The sequence below is a fragment of the Shinella sp. HY16 genome (genome assembly GCF_028534175.1).
GTDB lineage: Bacteria > Pseudomonadota > Alphaproteobacteria > Rhizobiales > Rhizobiaceae > Shinella.
The window spans coordinates 3340001-3359596 of sequence record NZ_JAHYXL010000001.1 but is presented as its reverse complement, the minus strand read 5'-3'; the positions used below and the strand labels follow the sequence as shown (position 1 = coordinate 3359596).

Genomic DNA, 19596 nt, shown 5'->3' with positions numbered 1-19596 from the left:
CGTTCCGGCGGGATCCCGCGGAAAATGCTCAGCCCTTCTTGTCGGCGACCGGCCGGCCGAAGTTCGGTGCGGATGTGTCCTGGCCCGCATCGATGATCGAGCGGCGGATGGCGCGGGTGCGCGTGAACAGGTCGAAGAGCTTTTCGCCGTCGCCCCAGCGAATGGCGCGCTGCAGATAGGCGAGGTCCTCGGAAAAACGCGCCAGCATTTCAAGGATCGCGTCCTTGTTATGCAGGCAGACGTCCCGCCACATGGTCGGATCCGAGGCGGCGAGGCGGGTGAAATCGCGGAAGCCCGAGGCCGAGTATTTGATGACTTCCGATTCCGTCACGGTCTCGAGGTCGTCGGCTGTGCCGACGATGTTGTAGGCTATGATATGCGGCAGGTGCGAGACGATGGCGAGCACCTTGTCGTGATGCTCCGTATCCATCTCATCGACCTTCGAGCCGAGGGCTTCCCAGAAGGCGGCGAGCCGGCGCTTGGCTTCCTTGTCTGTGCCGTGCACGGGCGTGAGGATGCACCAGCGGTTCTGGAAGAGTTCGGCAAAGCCGGCGTCCGGGCCGGAATGCTCGGTGCCTGCCAGCGGGTGGCCGGGGATGAAATGTACGTTCTTCGGCATGTGCGGCAGCATCTGTGCGACGACCGAGGTCTTGGTGGAGCCGACATCGGTGACGATGGCGCCGGACTTCAGGTGAGGAGCGATGTCTTCCGCGACCTTGCCGGAGGCGCCGACGGGCACCGAGACGATGACGAGATCGGCGTCTTCGACGGCTTTGCCGGCGTCGTGGACGTAATCGGTGCCGAGCTCGAGTTCGCGGGCGCGGTCGAGCGTCTCCTGGCTGCGGCTCGAAATGGTGACGGTCTTGGCAAGGCCCTTCGCCTTGACGGCGCGGGCGATGGAAGAGCCGATGAGGCCGATGCCGATCAGCGCGATCTTGTCGAAATGTCCGTCCGTCATGCCCTTCGCCCTTCGTTTCCGCGTGGGCCCGCTCTAGCGGGCGGGCCGGCATTTGTCGAGGGGATCAGCGTTGCGCGCGCTCGCGCGTCGTCGGCACGCCGTGTGGGGCGAGTACGGGCACGAAGACGCGACGTGAGGCGCGTGCGGCAACGGGCAAGCCCTGGTAGAGCCGCTTCTGTGCCTCGACGATGATGACGCCGGAGAACATCGGCCAGAGTGTTCGGCCTAGCCGCTCGAAGGCGCCTCGTAATTTCTGCACGCTGCGCAGTTTGGAAGGCGGAAAGAACAGCGCCTCGGCCGAGGCGCCGGGTGTGAAGTTGGTCTCGCGCAACAGCGCGGTCAGCTGGCGGCGCGAATAGGGCCGGCCGGAGCCGAAGGGCGTGTGCTCCATGCGTGCCCAGACGCCACGCCGGTTCGGCACGACGATGACGAGCCGCCCGCCGGGGGCCAGCACGCGCCAGAGTTCCTTCATCGTCTCGCGCGGGTTTTCCGCAAACTCCAGCGAATGCACCATCAGAACGCGATCGACCGAAGCGTCCGGCAGTGGCAGTTCTTCGTCGAAGACTAGGGCCGTGGAGGAGAGCTCACTCGGCGGCCAGTTCACCGCACCCTGGCCCGCCGGCATGAAGGCGAAGGTGCGCTCCGTATCGGCGCGGAACCGTTCCAGATAGGGCACGGCATAGCCGAGCCCGACCAGCCGTTCGTCTGGCAGGCGCGCCCAGAGCGAAGCGAGTGCCATCGCGATCGAATGATCGGCGAGGCGCCCGAGCGGCGAGTGGTAGAATTCGCGAAGGTCGACAATATCGGCATGCATGACCTGAATGTGCGCGATGGGCCGGTGGACTTCAAGGCCGATTGCCTTACATTCCCGCCGACCGCTCTGCCAATGCGATGAGGAATGCACCATGATCCCGCTGGAAATAGACCTCTTTCCCTGCCGCAGCGACAATTTCGGCGTGCTGCTGCATGATCCGGCAACGGGGGCAACCGCGAGCATCGACGCACCGGAGGAAAAGCCGATCCTCGACGCGCTCGCCCGCCGCGGCTGGGCGCTCAGCCACATTTTTACGACGCACCATCACAACGACCATGTCGAGGCCAATCTTGCGCTGAAGGAGCGTTTCGGTGTGACGATCATCGGTCCGGTGCGCGAGACGATCCCGGGTATCGATCGCAAGGTGGATGGTGGCGACAGCTTTGACTTCGCCGGCCGGCGCGTCGAGGTCATCCTGACGCCGGGGCATACGGCAGGACATATCTGTTTCCATCTGCCGGCGGAAAAGCTGCTCTTTGCGGCTGACACGCTTTTCGCGCTCGGCTGCGGCCGGCTCTTCGAGGGTACGCCGGCGCAGATGTGGGACTCGCTGTCCAAGCTCGCCGTGCTGCCGGACGAGACGACCGTCTATTTCGGCCATGAATACACGCTCTCCAATGCACGTTTTGCCAGGACCGTCGATCCGGACAATGCCGTGCTTGCAAGCCGCGTGGCGGAAATCGAGGCGATCAGGGCGGCTGGCGGCTTTACCGCACCGACGACCATCGGCCTTGAAAAGGCAACCAATCCCTTCCTGAGGGCTGCCGAACCCTCGATCCGCCGCCATCTCGGCATGGCGGAAGCGCGTGACGCCGAGGTCTTTGCGGAAATCCGTGCGCGCAAGGACCGGTTCTGATGACGCCGCAGGATATCATTGCCCGGCTCGGCATGGAGCGCCACCCGGAAGGCGGCTGGTATGTGCAGACCTTTCGCGACACAGCGGGTGGCACGCGCGGGCATTCGACGGCGATCTACTACCTCCTGGAGCGGGGTGAACGCTCGCACTGGCATCGGGTGGTGGATGCGGTCGAGGTCTGGCACCATTATGCCGGTGGGCCCCTGGCGCTTTCGGTGAGCGACGGTATGGAGCGGGCGGAGGCTCAGGTGCTCGGGCCGGATCTTGCTGCCGGTGAGCGGCCGCAGATCATCGTGCCGGCGAACTGGTGGCAATCGGCCGAGCCGCTCGGCGATTGGACGCTGGTTGGCTGCACGGTCTCGCCGGGCTTCCTCTTCTCATCCTTCGAGATGGCGCCTGCCGGCTGGGAGCCGGGTGCCTGATCAGGCCGGGCTTGCTGCGGTCTTGCGGAAGATCATGTCCTTGGCGGCGAGGATGGCACCGCCCGTCACCAGCAGGCAGGCAAGGCCGATGCGCCAGGATGGTTCGGCAAAGCCGCTGAGAATCAGCACGAGCGTCGAGAGCAGCGGTGCGGCATAGCTTGCGGCCCCGAGGATCTGGATGTCGCCGTTCTTGACGCCGAAATCCCAGGCATAGAAGGCCGCGCCGACCGGCAGCAGGCCGAGCCCGGCGATGGCGAGCCATTCGAAGCCTGTCTGCGGCCAGACGGTGGTTTCCAGCATCAGGTGGCAGAGAAGCGAAAGAAGGGCGGTTGCGAGGCAGAAGCCGGTTACCACATCCGTCGAGACCGCCTCGAAGCGGCGGGTGAGCAGCGAGTAGCCCGACCAGGTGAAGGCACAGAGAAAGGCTGCTCCATAGCCGATGAGGTAAGCCTCGTCGAAGGCGAAGCCGTTGCGGCCGACGATGAGCACCGTGCCGCCGAGGCCGAGAAACGCGCCGACGACATGGTTCCACTTCAGCTTTTCACCCGGCAGCAGCGCCGAGCCGACGACGATGAGGAGCGGCCAGAGATAGGCGATGAGGCCGGCTTCCACGGCTGGCGCGTTGCGCAGCGCGGTGAAATACAGAAAGTGATAGCCGAAGAGGCCGAGGATGCCCGTGACCCAGACCTTCGCCGGCTGCCGGAGCAGCCTGGCGCGCTCCGGCCGGGCGATGAGCACGAGGATGCCGGGCAGGCTTCCGATGAGGAAGCAGACGGCCGAGAGCTGGAAAGGTGGCATCTTGCCGGAGGCCGCGGTGAAGAGCGCGAGCAGCGACCACATCAGGATCGCCGAAAAGCCAATCAGGGTTGCACGCGTCTTCAAGGCCGATCACTCCGGTCGTCCGACCGAAGCCATGTGTCAACCGCCGAAGCGCGTGGCCGAGACGGTGACAGGGCCGAGCTTGGTCGGAATCTGCACATAGACCGGAGCATATACCTTCGCTCCCTCGGCCTTGGCAAACCAGATTTCCATCGTCTTCAGCTTGCGCAGATATTCCACGTCGTCACGGCCCTTCTTGTAGCCGGATTTCGGGACGAAGCGGATGCCGCAGACGACGACCTCTCCCTCGAAGCCCTTGGTGGAATAGGGCTTGGTGCCCTTGGAACTCAGCTTCAGGTCGAGGCGGCTCTCGCCGTCGAAAATCGGCAACGTCTTCGGGCAGACACGGCTCCCTTCCGGGATGATGAGGCCAGAGATCGGGTCGAGCACGGCGCGCATGTCGGCGGTGGAGACGGGCACCCAGTTCTTCGGCTTGCGCCGCGGCGGCGTCATGCTGGCGGTGATGACATTGCCGTTGTGGAAGGTCACGTCGATGGCGCGGCTGCGCTTGCCGCTCTTGTAGTTCACCGAATAGTTCGTGGCGTGCAGCCGGCCGCGGCTGACGGTGCCGGAAACCGATGTCGTACCCTTGGTGCTCGAGAAGATATCGGCAAGGCCGGCCGATTGCATGCTGCCGGAAATCGTGTAGCGGTTGCCGTTGAAGGCCGAGCGGAAGGTGGCGGTGGCCACAGGCAGGCCGGACAGGCGGATGCTGTAATCCGTGCGGTGCTCGATTTCCGCCGAGGAAAGCGGCGTCGCGCCACCCGCCAGGGCAACCGACATGACTGCGCCTGCAACCCAAACCCGCCCGTTCATCTTCACGACTCCCATTGAGACGCTCCGCCTAGTCTGCCATTGCGGCGATTCTACGCCGTGGCAAAAGCCCGATCCATTTGCTCTTGCCTGCAAATCATGGCCCTTGGCAACTGAATTCCCGATGAACGGCAGGTTTGGCTTGACGTCGGCGTCGCGTGTGACTATAGAACCGCAACTTTCCAAAAAGGCCAGACGGACTGCGGCCGGTTTCGGTGCCGGAAACGTATTGTCCTGAACCAAGAAAAATAGGTGTACCATGTCCCGTAGTTGCGAATTGACCGGCAAGGGCGTCCAGTCGGGCAACAATGTGAGCCACGCAAACAACAAGACGAAGCGCAAGTTCCTGCCGAACCTGTGCAATGTCACGCTGATTTCCGATGCCCTTGGCCAGCGTTTCCGTCTTCGCGTTTCCGCTGCTGCCCTCCGCTCGGTCGAGCACCGCGGTGGCCTCGACGCCTTCCTTCTGAAGGCTGAAGAGAACGAACTGTCGATGCGCGCTCGTCTGCTGCGCCGCCAGATCGCCAAGAAGACCGCTGCTGCTGCTGTCGCTGCCTGATTTCAGGCCCTAAGCTGCGCTGCTTTTATTGAGGCTTGACCGGGTTCCGGCCAGGCCTCAATGTTGTGTGTGAGCGTGGCGCAAAAAGCGCAATTCCGGACGCAACTCCTGGAATTGCTTCATCCACTCCAGCTGGTGGCATCACCCAGGGTAAAAAAATGCAAGCGAACCGCATTACGATTCTCTATGTCCTCCTGATGACGGCCGTCGTCGTCGCGTCAAACGTGCTCGTGCAGTACCCGCTCTCGGGCGAACTGTTCGGCATCGCCCTCGGCGATCTCCTGACCTATGGCGCCTTCACCTATCCGGTCGCCTTCCTCATCACAGACCTCACCAACCGCCAGTTCGGGCCGCGTGTCGCGCGCCGTGTCGTTGCGGCCGGTTTCCTCGTGGCGGTGGTGTTCTCCTTCGCTGTCGCCTCGCCGCGTATCGCGATCGCGTCCGGCTCGGCTTTCCTGTTCGGCCAGTTGCTCGACATCTCCGTCTTCAACCAGCTCCGCCGGCAGGCCTGGTGGCGCGCGCCGCTGATCGCCTCGCTGATCGGCTCGCTGCTGGATACGATCCTGTTCTTTTCCCTCGCCTTCGCGCCGGCCTTTTCCATCTTCGGTCCGAACGATGCCTTTGCCATCGAATGGGCGCCGGTACTGGGTGTTCTCACCGCGGAAGCTCCGCGCTGGGTATCCTGGGCGTTCGGGGACTTTACGGTAAAGATGCTGGTCGGTATCGCCATGCTGCTGCCCTATGGCGCGCTGATGAGCAGGCTGAAGCCGATGCCGGGTGTCGAAAAGACCACCTGAGACGAGTGGAAATGGTGAATGAAGAAGAGCCGTCCGGCGTTTGCAGGGCGGCTTTTTATTTTTCCGGAAGCAGGCGGAACTCCAGCATCAGGTTGCGCTGGAGAATGGAGTGGTTGTCGTCGGAAACGACGATGATGCGGATGTCGTCATCCGCCATGGCGACGACGTCCAGTCCTTCCATGTTGTCGATCTGGTGGCTGAGATCGACGTCGATCAGCACATCGCCATCGACCACGGCGCGGGGGCGGATCTTTTGACCCTCAATCCGGCGGATGCGCATGCCGATGCCGTCAGAGAGGCGGAAGCGGCGCTCCAGCAACAGGAGGTCGCCATTCGGCAGGAAGGCGCCGTCGGTGATGTCCCACGGGTCGTTGCGGGTGACCGCGAAGATACCGGCGCGCGGGCCGTCGAGTACGGCGGCGAAAACGTTCCCATCGGCGTCGAGGCTGCGTTCCGTGACGGTGACCGGTACCGCACCGAGCGGCCCCGCCTCCGGCGACATTGCCAGCGTTTCCATGCCGCGGTTGCTGCGCAGCTCGCGCAGGGGAATGGGCAGGGCGAGGCGGCGTGCAGGCCTTTCCTCCATGAAGCCCGGATCGGGGTAGGCATCTATCCGGTGGAGGTTCTCGAAGCTCACCAGAACCTCACCCGTGCCGAGGGCAAGGCCTTCGGCGTCCATCTGGTACTTGACGTTCTCGTCCTGGCCCTTGTCGTTGAGCATCGAACGGGCCTTGAGATCGGCAAGACCGCTCAGCCGGCCTTCAGCGTCCCGCTCGATGCGGCCGGTGAGCCAGTGGCCGGTATCAAGCACGGCGACGAAATCCTGGTGGTCGGGGCGAAAGCGGATCGCCGAGACCGCGCCAAGCAGGGGATTGCTGGACGAATAGCTGATGCCGCCGAGGAATTCGAGCTTGCCGAAGGTGCGTTGGTCAGAGCTGAAGGTGAAATGTGTGATGGTGTTGCTGGTGACCGGAAGCTCGACGGCCTCCGCCGTTGCAGCCGTCGGCAACGGCAGCGAAAGCGCGATGGTGGCGGAGAGGAGCTGGAGGCCTCGCAAAAGGCCTCCGTTACGCCGCTGCGCCGCTGCTTCAGCCGGCACGGCGGCGGCCGGCAGGGCGTCGGCTGGTGGCCTCGTCGGCGAAGAGCGAGGCGAGCTGTTCCGTCATGGCGCCAGCCAGTTCGTCGGCATCGACGATCGTCACGGCGCGGCGATAGTAGCGGGTCACGTCGTGGCCGATGCCGATGGCGAGAAGTTCGACCGGCGAACGGGTCTCGATCTGGTCGATGACGGCGCGCAGGTGCCGCTCCAGATAATTGCCGGGGTTCACCGAAAGTGTCGAATCATCGACCGGTGCACCATCCGAGATCATCATCAGGATACGGCGCTGCTCGGGGCGGGCGAGCAGGCGGTCATGTGCCCAGATCAGCGCCTCGCCGTCGATGTTTTCCTTCAGCAGGCCTTCGCGCATCATCAGGCCGAGATTGCGCCTTGCACGGCGCCAGGGGGCGTCGGCGCCCTTGTAGACGATGTGGCGCAGGTCGTTGAGGCGGCCGGGCGATTGCGGCTTGCCGCTGCCGAGCCATTTCTCGCGTGACTGGCCGCCCTTCCACGCCTTGGTGGTGAAGCCGAGGATCTCGACCTTCACGCCGCAGCGCTCCAGCGTGCGGGCCAGGATGTCGGCGCAGGTGGCAGCGACGGTGATCGGCCGGCCGCGCATCGAGCCGGAATTGTCGATGAGGAGCGTCACGACCGTATCGCGGAAGGTGGTGTCCTTCTCACGCTTGAACGAGAGCGGCTGCATCGGATCGATGATGATGCGTTGCAGGCGGGCGCTGTCGAGGTAGCCCTCCTCGAGGTCGAACTCCCAGGCGCGGTTCTGCTGCGCCATCAAGCGGCGCTGCAGGCGGTTGGCGAGGCGGCCGACCGCGCCCTGAAGGTGGGCAAGCTGTTTGTCGAGGAAGGCGCGCAGGCGGTCGAGTTCGGCCTCGTCGCAGAGTTCCTCCGCGGTGATCGTCTCGTCGAATTCCTGTGTGAAGACCGAATAGTCGACCTTCTCGTTGAAGTCGGTAAAGGGATGGTTCGGGCGGCGGACCTCGCCCGGTGTTTCGCTGTCGTCGCCGTCGTCATCGACGAGGTCGTCGTCGGAGATTTCCGCGCCGTCCATCTCGCCTTCGTCCATCTGCTCGTCGGACGTCTCGTTCTCGTCGGCAGGCGCGGCGTCGTCGCCAGCGTCTTCCTGGCTCTCGTTGTCTTCCTGTTCGTCGCTGCGCGGCTGATTCTCGTCCTCGGGCGTCTCCGAATCGTCGGGCTCGGTTTCGTCCTCGCCATACTGTTCTGCGACGTTCATCGAGGCGAGCATATTGCGCACCACGCGGGAAAAGGCCTGCTGGTCGTTGATGGCGGCGGTCAGGCCGTCCATGTCCTTGCCGGCCTTGTCGGTGATGAAGTCGCGCCAGAGGTCCAGCACCTTGCCGGCGGAGGCAGGCGGGGCCTGGCCCGTGAGTTTTTCACGCACAATGAGCGCGACGGCCTCTTCGAGGGGCGCATCCGCCTGACGGGTGATCGCGCCGAAATTCGCCTTGGCGTATTTCTCCGTCAGCATGGTGGTGAGGTTCTGCGCCATGCCCGGCATGCGGTTGGAGCCGATGGCCTCGACGCGCGCCTGTTCGACCGCGTCGAAGATCGCGCGGGCGTCGGCACCCTGCGGCGACATGGTGGCGTGGATGCGAGCGTCGTGGCAGGCCTTGCGCAGCGCCATCGAATCGCCGAGGCCGCGGGTGATCGCGACTTCGGTGGGCGAGGGGCGCTTCGTCAGTTCCGGCAGGCGAATGCGCTCGCCAGTCATTCCGGGCCGCTCGTTGGCGAAGGTGACCTCCACCTCGCCATCGCCGGAGACGGCGCGGACGCAACCGCTCACGGCGCGGCGGAACGGCTCCATGTCGACCACGCCGCCGGGCCTCGGCTTCGAATTGTCTCCGCGAGCTGCCATGCGCTTCTACCGGGCCCTAGGCCGTCGCCTCCAGCACGATGTTTGCGGCACTTTCCTTCAGCTCCACACCGAAGGCGCGCTGATAGAGTTCTGCGACCAGCGTCCGTTCCAGCTCGTCACACTTGTTGAGGAAGGTGACACGGAAGGCGAAGGCGAGATCACCGAAGATCTCGGCGTTTTCACCCCAGGTGATGACCGTACGCGGGCTCATCACGGTCGAGAGGTCGCCGTTGATGAAGGCGGCGCGGGTGAGATCGGCAACGCGAACCATGCGCGAGATCGTGTCACGGCCGTCCTTGCCGGAGGCCAGGCGCTTCACCTTGGCGGCGACGATGCTGACTTCGTGATCGTGCGGCAGGTAGTTCAGCGTGGTGACGATCGACCAGCGGTCCATCTGTGCCTGGTTGATCTGCTGCGTGCCGTGATAGAGGCCCGTCGTATCGCCGAGGCCGACCGTGTTGGCCGTCGCGAACAGGCGGAAGGCGGGGTGCGGGCGGATGACGCGGCTCTGGTCGAGCAGGGTCAGGCGACCGGCGGATTCCAGCACGCGCTGGATGACGAACATCACATCCGGGCGGCCGGCGTCGTATTCGTCGAAGACGAGCGCGACATTGTGCTGGTAGGCCCAGGGCAGGATGCCGTCCTTGAATTCGGTGACCTGCAAACCGTCCTTGACGACGATCGCGTCCTTGCCGACAAGATCGATACGGCTGACATGGCTGTCGAGGTTGACGCGCACGCACGGCCAGTTGAGGCGCGCGGCGACCTGCTCGATATGGGTCGACTTGCCCGTGCCGTGGTAGCCGGAGACCATGACGCGGCGATTGTGCGCGAAGCCCGCGAGAATGGCGAGGGTGGTTTCCCGGTCGAACAGGTAGTCCGGGTCGAGGTCCGGTACGTAAGCGTCCGCCTTGGAGTAGGCCGGGACCTTGAGGTCCGTATCAATGCCGAAAACCTCCCGAACGGATACCGTGGTATCGGGGAGGTTGGAAATATCGAGATCCATCTTGCTCATCACGTCTCCGCGGGCGGTGGGTTTGCCTCCACCCCAATATCCTAGTGCACGCCGACTGCGCCCTTTGCCTGATAGCATCGTGCGAAACCGGGCGATTCCGTCCGGCCGCAAAATGCTCTAGCAGAAGCCGGCCTGCTTTAACAATTGATATGCTTGGATGACCGCGCGAAAACGCTCTTCCGAGCCTCTATCTCCGCCATTTGCATCGGGGTGATGCTTTTTGACAAGGGCTTTGTAGGCGGTCTTGATGTCCTGTGCTGTCGCATCGGCGGAAAGACCGAGTGTATCGTAGGCCTTCGCCTCCAGCGTTTTCAGCTTTCTCGCGCGCGGCTCCATCTGCGGCCGGCGGCCTTTGCCTTCGGGGAAAAAGCCGAAGGGGTCGCGGATGCGCTGATTTGCCCCGGCGGAACCCGAGCGTGCCGTGCCCTGCGCGGGGCCGTTCTTGGCGGCTTTGTTGACGCCGATCGTCCAGGTCGGACGGTGACCGGTGATGGCCTCCTTCTGGTAGCGGGCGATCTCGCCGTCGGAGAGGCCGGAGAAGTAATTGTAACCCTTGTTGTATTCCTTGACGTGCTCGAAGCAGAACATGAAATACTGGCCTTCGGCATTGCGGCCGACGGGCGCGCGATGCACGGCATTCTCTTCGCAGCCATCCCACTGACAGGTCGGCGCGGAACGTTCCGGACGCTCCATGCGCCGCTTCGTGCGGATGCGGTCGAAGTATTTGGAATCGAGTTTCATGGCCCCATTATGGGGCTCAGGATGCCCTGCAACAAGAATTGACAAAGCGGATTGTTGCTGGCTTTGTGGAACCATTTTGTGCATTGCGGCGCACGGTTTCCGCCGCCGAAGGTTTGCCATGTCCATGAAGTCCAGCATCACCGAAAAGCTGACCGCGGCCTTCGCGCCGGAGCGGCTCGATGTCCTCAACGAGAGCCACCTGCATGCCGGCCATCAACCGGATTTCAACGGCGAGGGGGAAACGCATATGCGCGTGCGCATTGTCGCTTCCACCTTTGCCGGCATGAGCCGCGTGGCGCGCCACCGGGCGATCAACGATCTGGTGAAGGCGGAGTTCGATGCGGGCCTGCATGCCCTGGCCGTCGAGGCGGCGGCACCTGGGGAGGCAACCCGCTGGTGATCAGGTCCGCGGCGCTTCCGGCTCGACCGGACGGACGCGCAGTTTGGTGATGCGGTTCTTCACCCGCTTCATGACGATGAAGCGCTTGCCGTAGAAGGTGAAGGCCTGGCGCTCTTCCGGGATCGATTTCGATTCGTGAATGACGAGGCCGGCAATGGTCGTTGCCTCCTCGTCGGGGAGGTTCCAGTCGAAGGCGCGGTTGAGGTCGCGGATCGTCACGCCGCCGTCGACGACGAGCGAACCGTCCGCCTCCTGCCGCACGCCCTGCATGTCGACATCCTTCTCGTCGGAGATATCGCCGACAATTTCCTTCAGAATGTCTTGCAGGGTGACGAGGCCCTGCACCTCGCCATATTCGTCGACCACGGTCGCGAAATGCTCCTTGCGGCGCAGGAATGCGGCAAGCTGCTCCTTGAGCGTCGTTGTGTCGGGCACGAACCAGGGTTTTTGCGCCACCCGGGTGATGTCGAGGTTCTTTGGCTCAATACCCGGCTCCGCCAGCGCGCGCAAAAGATCCTTGGCGTGCACGACGCCGACGATGTTGTCGACGGAGCCCGCCCAGAGCGGCATGCGCGTATAAGGGCTTTCCAGCACGGCCTTGACGATCTCCTCCGGCGGATCGCCGGCGTTCAGCGCCCGCATCGTCGTGCGATGGACCATGATGTCGGAGACCTCGAGCGCATCGAGGTCGAGCATGCCGGAGGATTTTTCCCGGTCGGACTTTGCCGCTGCGCCGTCGCGGGCAGACTGGCCGTTCCGGCGGTCTCCCTCCGCTTCGCGCGCGTCCTGATGTCTGCGCCAGAGCGCGGCGATCGAACGGCGCCAGCGGAAAAGAACCACAACGAGAACAATGAGGCCGAGCAGCAGAATGACCAGCGGCCAGGAGACGGGAGCGAGCGCGGCGGGCGTGTCGCTGTTCATTTCGGCAGCTTTTCCTTGAGGAAAGCGATGACCTCGGATTGCGGCACGTCGTCGGCGACGAAGGACTGGCCGACGCCGCGCGTCAGGATGAAGGTGAGCTTGCCGCCCTTGACCTTCTTGTCCTGGGCGATGGCGTCCATCAGCACGTCCGCCGGCGGCAGGCCGCCCGCGATCTGGTTCATGGCGGTCGGCAGGCCAACGTCGGCGAGATGTGCCTCCACACGCTTGCCGTCGTCGGGGCTGGCAAGGTTCATGCGGGCGGAAAACTGATAGGCGAGCACCATGCCGATCGAGACGCCCTCGCCGTGCACGAGGCGGGCGCTATCGTACTGCGTCGCCGCCTCCAGCGCATGGCCGAAGGTATGGCCGAGATTGAGCAAAGCGCGCTGACCGTTCTCCCGCTCGTCCGCGGCAACGACGTCGGCTTTGGCCTGGCAGCTCGTGGCTATCGCCTCGATGCGGGCCTCGCCGCCGGCAAAGACGGCACGCCAGTTCTTTTCCAGCCAGGCGAAAAAGTCCGGTTTGTCGATCAGGCCGTATTTGGCGACTTCAGCATAGCCGGCGCGGAATTCACGCAGGGACAGCGTATCGAGTACATCCGTATCGGCGAGTACCAGGTCCGGTTGGTGGAAGACGCCGATGAGGTTCTTGCCGTGTGGCGAGTTGATGCCGGTCTTGCCGCCGACGGAGGAATCGACCTGCGCGAGCAGCGAGGTCGGAACCTGAATGAAGCGCGAACCACGGCGCGCGATACCGGCGGCAAAGCCGGTGAGGTCGCCGATGACGCCGCCGCCGAGCGCCACGACCGCGTCGTTGCGCTCGATGCGGGCGGCGAGCACGCTGTCGCAGACGCTGATCAGGTGTTCGAAGCTCTTCGTCTTTTCGCCGGCCGGCAGCACGAGAGAGACGGCCTCGATGCCCTCCGCCTTCAGCGCGGCCATGAAATTGTCGAGATAGAGGGGGGCGACATGCGCGTCTGTGACGACGGCGATCTTGCGGCCCTTGAGGCGGCTGGCGATCTCGCGGCCGGCGGCGGCGATGAGGCCGGGGCCAATCAGGATATCATAGGAACGGTCGCTCAGATCGACCCGGACGGTACGGCGGGCGTTGGCAGGTGCAGTCGCAGTCATTGTCATCTCGTCAGGCTTTCTTGGCAGCGGCGGTGATCGCGGCGAGCACCTCCTCCACCATGGTTTCCTTCTTCACATCACGCGACAGGACCGTGAGATCGGCCTGCGCATAGATCGGATAGCGGGCGTTCATGAGGTTTTCGAGCGTCTGGCGCGGGTTTTCCGTTTTCAGCAGCGGGCGGGTGTCGCGCTTGTTGACGCGCTCCCAGAGGACGTCGAGGTCTGCGTTCAACCAGACCGAGAGTCCGCCACGCTTGATGTGCTTGCGTGTGTTCTCATTGATATAGGCGCCGCCGCCGGTCGATACGACCCGCGGGCCGGAGCGCAGCAGGCGCTTGATGACGCGGGTCTCCAGCGCGCGGAACTCCGCTTCGCCATAGGCCGCGAACAGGTCGGTGATCGACATGCGCGAGACGCGCTCAATCTCATGGTCGCTGTCGATGAAGGGAATGCCGAGCGCTTGCGCGGTCATGCGGCCGATCGCCGACTTGCCGGCGCCCATCAGGCCGATCAGCACGAGGTTACGCTTGCCGAGCACGGCGCGGGCCGCCTCGGCAAGCGTGGGGGCAAGCGTGAGAGGGGGCTGGTCGGTCAGCTCGGTCATTCGCGTTTTCCGGGGTTTCGTCCCTTTCCGTATCGACAAAAGCGCTGAAAGCGTCAAGCCTCGGCGCGGATCCATCGCTTGCGCCGGGCCGCGGCCGGCCTTGCACTCGGCCTATGGTGGGGCGATATAGGGACCATCGTCCCGGAGAGTGCCATGCCGACCCTGTTCCGATTCCTGTTCTTCTGCGCCGTGATCGCCGGCTCGATCTATGGCTCGATGGTGGCGCTGGTGACCTTCGTGGAGCCGACAGAGCGCGAGGTGACGATCCGCATTCCCTCCGAACGGGTGAACTCGCAACAATGAGGGACCCATCCGCCCTACAGGTCGAGTCCTTTCTCGAGATGATGAGCGCCGAGCGCGGTGCGGCGACGAACACGCTGCAATCCTACGAGCGGGACCTGGAGGATGCGCGTTCCTTCCTCAACGAGCGGAGCGTGCGCCTGGTTGAGGCGGCGCCGGATGATTTGCGCGCCTATCTTGCCCATCTCGCCCGGCAGGGCTTTGCGGCGTCCTCTCAGGCCCGCCGGCTCTCGGCGCTGCGGCAGTTCTTCAAGTTTCTTTATGGCGAGGGGCTGCGCGGCGATGACCCGACCGGCATTCTCGACGCACCCCGCAAGGGCCGGTCACTGCCGAAGACGCTGAGCGTCGAGGATGTCGGCCGCCTGATCGCCCGTGCGGAGGTCGAGGCGGCGGAGCCGGGCAACACGCTTCTGCTGCGCCGCCGCATGCATCTTCTGGTGGAGCTTCTCTACGCAACCGGTCTGCGCGTCAGCGAGCTCGTCTCGCTCCCGGCCAGCGTGCTGGCGCAGACCGGTCGCTTCCTCATCGTGAAGGGTAAGGGCAACAAGGAGCGGCTGGTGCCGTTGTCGCGCGCCGCCGTTGCGGCTCTCGAAACCTATCGCGAAGCGCTGGCCGCCGATATCGGCGATGATCCTGCTGCGGGCGTCTTCCTGTTTCCGGCAAAGAGCAAGGAGGGGCATCTTCCGCGCCAGGTGTTTGCCCGCGACCTGAAGGCGCTGGCGGGGCGAGCGGGAATCCGGGCCTCGACGCTCTCGCCACACGTGTTGCGCCATGCTTTCGCCAGCCATCTCCTGCAGAACGGCGCGGACCTGCGTGCGGTGCAGGAACTGCTCGGCCATCAGGACATTTCGACGACACAAATCTATACGCATGTGCTGGAAGAACGGCTCCACCAGCTCGTTCAGACCCATCACCCTCTTGCCAAACAGGCAAAAAAACCGGATTAGGACCCCTCTTCATGCCACTGGCCCTTGGCCGACGGCATCCTGACGCGGTTTGAGCAAACGATCGGAAACGCATCTCATGCACAACTACCTCGATTTCGAAAAGCCCATCTCGGATCTCGAAGGCAAGATCCACGAGCTCCGCAAGCTCGCCGAGGAAGATGAGAGCATCGACACGACGGATGAGGTCGGCCGGCTGGAAGTGCGCGCCCGGGAGGCGATGGCCGATATCTATGCGAAGCTGACGCCCTGGCAGAAGACGCAGGTTGCGCGCCATCCGCAGCGCCCGCATTTCCTCGATTTCGCCGCCCAGCTCTTCGAAGAGTTCACCCCGCTTGCCGGCGACCGCAAGTTCGCCGAGGACGAGGCGATCCAGGCTGGCCTCGGTCGTTTCAACGGTGAGGCCGTCGCCATCATCGGGCAGGAAAAGGGCAACGACACCAAGTCGCGCCTCAAGCACAATTTCGGCAGCGCTCGGCCGGAAGGCTACCGCAAGGCGATCCGCGTCATGGAAATGGCAGACCGCTTTGGCCTGCCGATCATCACGCTGATCGACACGGCGGGTGCCTATCCCGGCATCGGTGCGGAAGAGCGCGGCCAGGCCGAAGCCATCGCCCGCTCCACCGAAATGTGCCTCAATGTCCGCGTGCCGATCGTTTCGGTGGTGCTGGGCGAGGGCGGTTCGGGCGGTGCCATCGCGATCGCCACCGGCGACCGTGTCTATATGCTCGAACATGCGATCTACAGCGTGATTTCGCCGGAAGGCGCTGCCTCCATCCTCTGGCGTGATTCCACGCGGGCCAAGGAAGCGGCCAGCAACATGAAGATCACCGCCGAGGATCTGAAGACCTTCGGCATCATTGACGGGATCATCCAGGAGCCTGTTGGTGGCGCGCACCGCGATCCGCAGGGTGTTATCGCCCGCACCGGTGACGTCATTGCGGCTGCGCTCAAGGATCTTTCGGCGAAGCCGGGCGACCAGCTGCGAAAGGATCGCCGCCAGCGTTACCTCAACATCGGCCGCCAGCTCTGAGCGGATTCTTGCCGATCGGCGGCTTTCGCCCCATCTCGGCCATAATCCTTGTGTCTGAAACGGTGCGGCGTGCCGGCAGCCTCGCAAAAGAATTTCCGGTTAACACTTTATGAAGTATAAGCCGGTTACCACTGCGCGTCCGCCCGCTGGCGCGACGGCTTGCGATCTCGTGATTGTTGACGGACCTCTGGAATGCGCCTGACTGCTCTTGCCGCCGTATCGCTTCTTGCTGTGGCCGCCGCCGGCTGCACCAACGAGACGCTCGACACGTTCGATAAAGTCGACGTCGATATCACCAAGGTTTCCAAGAAGACCGACTACCAGCTTTCGTCGGCGGTGCTCGGCAAGCTTTCCTCGATGAACATCGACCGATCTTCGCCGATGATGCTGCGCATCTTCAAGGAAGAGGGCCGGCTGGAGTTGTGGAAGGCCGACCGCTCGAACCGCTACCAGCTGGTGCGCAACTACAAGATCTGCGCCTGGTCGGGCAAACTCGGGCCGAAGATGAAGGAAGGCGACCGTCAGGCGCCGGAAGGGTTTTATCCGCTTTCCAAGGCGAACATGAACCCGAACTCGAGCTATTTCCTGGCCATCAATACCGGCTTTCCGAATGCCTTTGACCGCGCCAACAAGGCGAGCGGCACGCATTTGATGATCCACGGCGCCTGTTCGTCGTCCGGCTGCTACTCGATGACCGACGAGCAGATGGTCGAGATCTTCGCCTTCGCGCGTGATGCCTTCAATGGCGGACAGTCGACGATCCAGCTCCAGGCGTTCCCGTTCCGCATGACCGCGGAAAACATGGCGCGCCACCGCGACAATCCGAATATCGACTTCTGGAAGATGTTGAAGGTCGGTTACGACCATTTCGAGCTGACCAAGCGTCCGCCGGAGGTCAATGTCTGCGAGAAGAGGTACGTCTTCAACCAGCAGGCCGACAAAGCCTTCTCGCCGGTGGGTGCCTGTCCGGCGATGACGACGCCGGCGAGCCTTGAAGTGGCGCTCGGCAGCTACAACAAGACCTACGCGGCAGCCTATGCCAAGGCCATGCAGAAATATGACGGCACGGTCTGGGTCGAGCCTTCGGAAGCCCAGCGCAAGGCGATCGTCGCCGACCAGCGCAAAGGGCGTGAACTCGCCTATGCGCCGACCGGCAATTCGCTCGATGCCGGCAAGCTGATGACCACCCGCGAAATCGCCGAGCAGAAGCGTAAGGTCGAAGAGGCCGAAAAGCGCAAGGTCGAGGCAGCGGAGCGCGCGGTTCGCGAGGCCGAAGAGGCGAAGCTTGCGGCGGAACAGGCGAAGATCAAGGAAGCGGAAGCCTTCGCTGCCGATGTCGCGGCTGAAAAAGCCGAGAAACAGGCGCGGGGCGCGGGCGCACTACCAGTGCCGGAAGAAAATCCGGGCGTTGCCGCCGTCGAGAAGAAGGACGTAAAACCCTTCTGGAAGTTCTGGAACAACAAGGCCGAGCCGCGCAAGGCTGAGCCTGTTGCCGAGGTGACCGAGCAGAGCCAGCAGGATGCGGGTCGGCAGGCAGTACAGAAGACGGAGAACACCGTCGTCGCGACCACCGGCCAGCCTGTTCAAAAGCTGGTTGCTGGTGCCGATGCGCTGCCGGTGCCGGAAGAAAATCCGAGCGTTCAGGTCGTCGAAAAGGCGGCGGAAAAGCCGTTCTGGAAGTTCTGGCAGAAATGACCGCGCCAGGGACCGGCGTCGATGCCGAGGTCTACGACCTGCGCGGCCTGAAATGCCCACTGCCGGTGATGAAGACGCGCAAACGCCTTTCGACGATGAATGCCGGCAGCGTGCTCTGGGTGGAGACCACCGACCCGCTGGCCGTCATCGACATTCCCCATTTCTGCCACGAGGATGGCCACGCGCTCGAAGCAAGCGAGCGCGTCGAAGCGGGGCATCGTTTCCTGATCCGCAAGAAGGCGTGAACCTGCGGCTTCGTGTTTTTCCGCTCGATTGATCTGGTTTCGAATGACGGGTGCCATTCGCCCGTACATTGTTGGCCGTTCAAGCTGTCCCCGGGTCTTAATGGCTCTCGGCGACTTCCGTCGTTCCGTCGCCGCGCCCGAGCAGGTCGTCGATACGCTTGCGCTCGACCTCGAACTGGGTAAGGGCCTTGCCCTCTAGCGACTTGCCGCCGGGCAGGCGGATCTTCAACGCGTCCACCTTGTTGCCGTTGACGATCATCTCGTAATGCAGGTGCGGGCCGGTCGAAAGACCGGTCGAGCCGACATAGCCGATAACCTGGCCTTGGCGGACCTTGACGCCGGGCTTGATGCCCTTGGCGATGGCGTTCTGGTGATTGTACGACGAGACATAGCCATTGGCATGGCGGATCAGCGTCTGGTTGCCGTAGCCGCCGGAATCCCAGCCTGCCTTCTCGACGACACCGTTGCCGGCCGCGATGATGGGTGTGCCGCGCGGTGCCGACCAGTCGACACCGGTATGCATGCGCGAAAAGCCGAGGATCGGGTGGCGCCGCATACCGAAGCCGGAGCGGAATGTGCCGTTCGGGACCGGGTTGCGCAGCAGGAACTGCCGGATGCTCTTGCCGTTCTCGTCGTAATAGTCGACGGAATCGTCTTCCGGGTTCTGGAAGCGGTAGACGCGGGTTTCCGTGTCGCCGAACTTGGCATCGAGGAAGAGGATTTCCGATTCCTCGGTGGCCGCGCCGTTCTGGTCGGTGACGGAGAAAAAGGCTTCGAGTGAATCCGTCGGTCGCAGCTGCGCCTGGAAATCGACATTGCTGGCAAGGACACGGATGACCTCCGCCGTCATGTCCTTGCCCATGCCGTAGGAAAGCGCGGCGCGATAGATGCCGTCATAGACGCGTGGCAGGTCGCGTCCCGCGATGATGGCGGGCCTGTCGTCGTCGTCGAAGGCGGTGGCGACGGCGTCGAGCACCGGCGGCTCCGTTCCGTTGACGAAGCGGCCTTGGTCGTCAAGCGCGGCGGTCGTCACATGGCGGCCGCGCGAATAGACGCTGGCGCGCACGATGCTGGCTTCCTTGCCCTTCTGCACGATGCAGATGCGCAGCACGTCGCCCTCGGCCAGCTGCTTGCTGCCCAGCGGACTTTCGAGATAGGCGGAAAGGTCTTCGGCCTGGGCCTTCGTGTAGCCGGCGGCCGTCATGATCTCGCCGATATCGGCGGCGCGGCGTACGGGGATGACGTCGTCGGCATATTCGGTGTCGTCGGGCGTCAGCGTATCGAAGGTCGAGACGCTCATGTTCTCTTCGACGATGCGGGCCGTCAGGCCCTGCAGGAGGTCGAGATCGGAGGAGTCCGAGGCGAAGCGCTGCGGATCCACATAGTAGAGGGAGGCGACCTGCGTGCTGCCGTCCGTCAGCACCGAGCCGTTGGTGCGCACATTCTCCTCGACCTCCTCGATCGACATCTGGTCGGCATA

The 19596-nt window shown here is 63.8% G+C and carries 22 protein-coding genes (1 of these 22 running past the window's edge); 10 read left to right on the top strand and 12 right to left on the bottom strand.

Annotated elements, in window-relative coordinates:
* Positions 1-28: 28 nt before the first annotated feature.
* The gene (locus K0P03_RS16550; RefSeq protein WP_272790131.1) at positions 29-958 is read right to left on the bottom strand and encodes a prephenate/arogenate dehydrogenase family protein; all 930 of its coding nucleotides are present in this window, start codon (positions 956-958) and stop codon (positions 29-31) included.
* 64 nt (positions 959-1022) lie between these two features.
* Positions 1023-1772, bottom strand: a complete 750-nt coding sequence (locus tag K0P03_RS16545) for a class I SAM-dependent methyltransferase (RefSeq protein ID WP_050745588.1) — start codon at positions 1770-1772, stop codon at positions 1023-1025.
* Between the two features lie 91 nt (positions 1773-1863).
* Between K0P03_RS16545 and gloB the strand changes: the two genes are divergently transcribed.
* Together gloB and K0P03_RS16535 are read left to right on the top strand one after the other, a co-directional pair.
* Positions 1864-2628: a hydroxyacylglutathione hydrolase gene (gene gloB, locus K0P03_RS16540; RefSeq protein WP_130519996.1), complete on the top strand. Its 765-nt coding sequence runs from the start codon at positions 1864-1866 to the stop codon at positions 2626-2628.
* Complete coding sequence (locus tag K0P03_RS16535; protein ID WP_023513757.1) at positions 2628-3050, top strand: cupin domain-containing protein; 423 nt, start codon at positions 2628-2630, stop codon at positions 3048-3050. The genes gloB and K0P03_RS16535 overlap by 1 nt, the downstream gene beginning before the upstream one ends.
* Here K0P03_RS16535 and yddG read toward each other — a convergent pair whose 3' ends face one another.
* Together yddG and K0P03_RS16525 are read right to left on the bottom strand one after the other, a co-directional pair.
* On the bottom strand, positions 3051-3932 hold the full coding sequence (gene yddG, locus K0P03_RS16530) for an aromatic amino acid exporter YddG (protein ID WP_272790130.1): 882 nt from the start codon (positions 3930-3932) through the stop codon (positions 3051-3053).
* Between the two features lie 36 nt (positions 3933-3968).
* Positions 3969-4760, bottom strand: a complete 792-nt coding sequence (locus K0P03_RS16525) for a DUF3108 domain-containing protein (protein WP_023513759.1) — start codon at positions 4758-4760, stop codon at positions 3969-3971.
* Between the two features lie 241 nt (positions 4761-5001).
* Here K0P03_RS16525 and rpmB point away from each other — a divergent pair, with 241 nt between their 5' ends.
* Positions 5002-5301 (top strand): 50S ribosomal protein L28, encoded by a 300-nt coding sequence (rpmB, locus tag K0P03_RS16520; protein ID WP_272790129.1) that lies wholly within the window; start codon positions 5002-5004, stop codon positions 5299-5301.
* Between the two features lie 158 nt (positions 5302-5459).
* A complete protein-coding gene (locus K0P03_RS16515) occupies positions 5460-6098 on the top strand; it encodes a VUT family protein (protein ID WP_023516504.1) in 639 nt (212 codons plus the stop codon).
* Between the two features lie 55 nt (positions 6099-6153).
* Here K0P03_RS16515 and K0P03_RS16510 read toward each other — a convergent pair whose 3' ends face one another.
* The 4 genes from K0P03_RS16510 to K0P03_RS16495 all read right to left on the bottom strand — a co-directional run bounded on the left by K0P03_RS16510 (position 6154) and on the right by K0P03_RS16495 (position 10844).
* Positions 6154-7155 carry an esterase-like activity of phytase family protein gene (locus tag K0P03_RS16510; RefSeq protein ID WP_272790128.1) on the bottom strand — a complete coding sequence of 334 codons (1002 nt, stop codon included), beginning with the start codon at positions 7153-7155 and terminating at the stop codon, positions 6154-6156.
* A 31-nt stretch (positions 7156-7186) separates the two neighbouring features.
* Positions 7187-9088 (bottom strand): cobaltochelatase subunit CobT, encoded by a 1902-nt coding sequence (cobT, locus tag K0P03_RS16505; RefSeq protein WP_037405711.1) that lies wholly within the window; start codon positions 9086-9088, stop codon positions 7187-7189.
* Between the two features lie 16 nt (positions 9089-9104).
* Complete coding sequence (cobS, locus tag K0P03_RS16500; protein WP_050745491.1) at positions 9105-10103, bottom strand: cobaltochelatase subunit CobS; 999 nt, start codon at positions 10101-10103, stop codon at positions 9105-9107.
* Positions 10104-10220: 117 nt separating this feature from the next.
* Positions 10221-10844 carry a J domain-containing protein gene (locus tag K0P03_RS16495; protein WP_023515281.1) on the bottom strand — a complete coding sequence of 208 codons (624 nt, stop codon included), beginning with the start codon at positions 10842-10844 and terminating at the stop codon, positions 10221-10223.
* Positions 10845-10962: 118 nt separating this feature from the next.
* Between K0P03_RS16495 and K0P03_RS16490 the strand changes: the two genes are divergently transcribed.
* Positions 10963-11244, top strand: coding sequence for a BolA family protein (locus K0P03_RS16490; protein WP_272790127.1), 282 nt, complete (start codon positions 10963-10965; stop codon positions 11242-11244).
* On the opposite strand, the gene K0P03_RS16485 is transcribed toward K0P03_RS16490, so the two are convergent.
* Genes K0P03_RS16485 through K0P03_RS16475 form a run of 3 tightly spaced genes read right to left on the bottom strand, consistent with a single transcriptional unit; the run spans position 11245 to position 13899 of the window.
* On the bottom strand, positions 11245-12165 hold the full coding sequence (locus K0P03_RS16485; RefSeq protein WP_023515283.1) for a transporter associated domain-containing protein: 921 nt from the start codon (positions 12163-12165) through the stop codon (positions 11245-11247).
* Complete coding sequence (gene aroB, locus K0P03_RS16480) at positions 12162-13295, bottom strand: 3-dehydroquinate synthase (RefSeq protein ID WP_272790126.1); 1134 nt, start codon at positions 13293-13295, stop codon at positions 12162-12164. Before aroB ends, K0P03_RS16485 begins: the two co-directional genes overlap by 4 nt.
* 10 nt (positions 13296-13305) lie before the next feature.
* Positions 13306-13899 (bottom strand): shikimate kinase, encoded by a 594-nt coding sequence (locus K0P03_RS16475; RefSeq protein WP_023515285.1) that lies wholly within the window; start codon positions 13897-13899, stop codon positions 13306-13308.
* A 153-nt stretch (positions 13900-14052) separates the two neighbouring features.
* Here K0P03_RS16475 and K0P03_RS16470 point away from each other — a divergent pair, with 153 nt between their 5' ends.
* The 5 genes from K0P03_RS16470 to K0P03_RS16450 all read left to right on the top strand — a co-directional run bounded on the left by K0P03_RS16470 (position 14053) and on the right by K0P03_RS16450 (position 18116).
* On the top strand, positions 14053-14202 hold the full coding sequence (locus K0P03_RS16470) for a hypothetical protein (protein ID WP_023515286.1): 150 nt from the start codon (positions 14053-14055) through the stop codon (positions 14200-14202).
* Positions 14199-15146: a site-specific tyrosine recombinase XerD gene (gene xerD / locus K0P03_RS16465; protein WP_272790125.1), complete on the top strand. Its 948-nt coding sequence runs from the start codon at positions 14199-14201 to the stop codon at positions 15144-15146. The genes K0P03_RS16470 and xerD overlap by 4 nt, the downstream gene beginning before the upstream one ends.
* 76 nt (positions 15147-15222) lie before the next feature.
* On the top strand, positions 15223-16176 hold the full coding sequence (locus tag K0P03_RS16460; protein ID WP_023515288.1) for an acetyl-CoA carboxylase carboxyltransferase subunit alpha: 954 nt from the start codon (positions 15223-15225) through the stop codon (positions 16174-16176).
* Between the two features lie 192 nt (positions 16177-16368).
* Positions 16369-17871 (top strand): L,D-transpeptidase family protein, encoded by a 1503-nt coding sequence (locus tag K0P03_RS16455; protein WP_272790124.1) that lies wholly within the window; start codon positions 16369-16371, stop codon positions 17869-17871.
* Positions 17868-18116 (top strand): sulfurtransferase TusA family protein, encoded by a 249-nt coding sequence (locus K0P03_RS16450; protein WP_050745489.1) that lies wholly within the window; start codon positions 17868-17870, stop codon positions 18114-18116. Before K0P03_RS16455 ends, K0P03_RS16450 begins: the two co-directional genes overlap by 4 nt.
* Before the next feature lie 97 nt (positions 18117-18213).
* Here K0P03_RS16450 and K0P03_RS16445 read toward each other — a convergent pair whose 3' ends face one another.
* Positions 18214-19596 carry the 3' portion of a M23 family metallopeptidase gene (locus K0P03_RS16445; RefSeq protein ID WP_037405704.1) on the bottom strand. 576 nt of this gene lie beyond the right edge of the window, so only the last 1383 of its 1959 coding nucleotides appear in the window; its start codon lies off the right edge, out of view; the stop codon is at positions 18214-18216.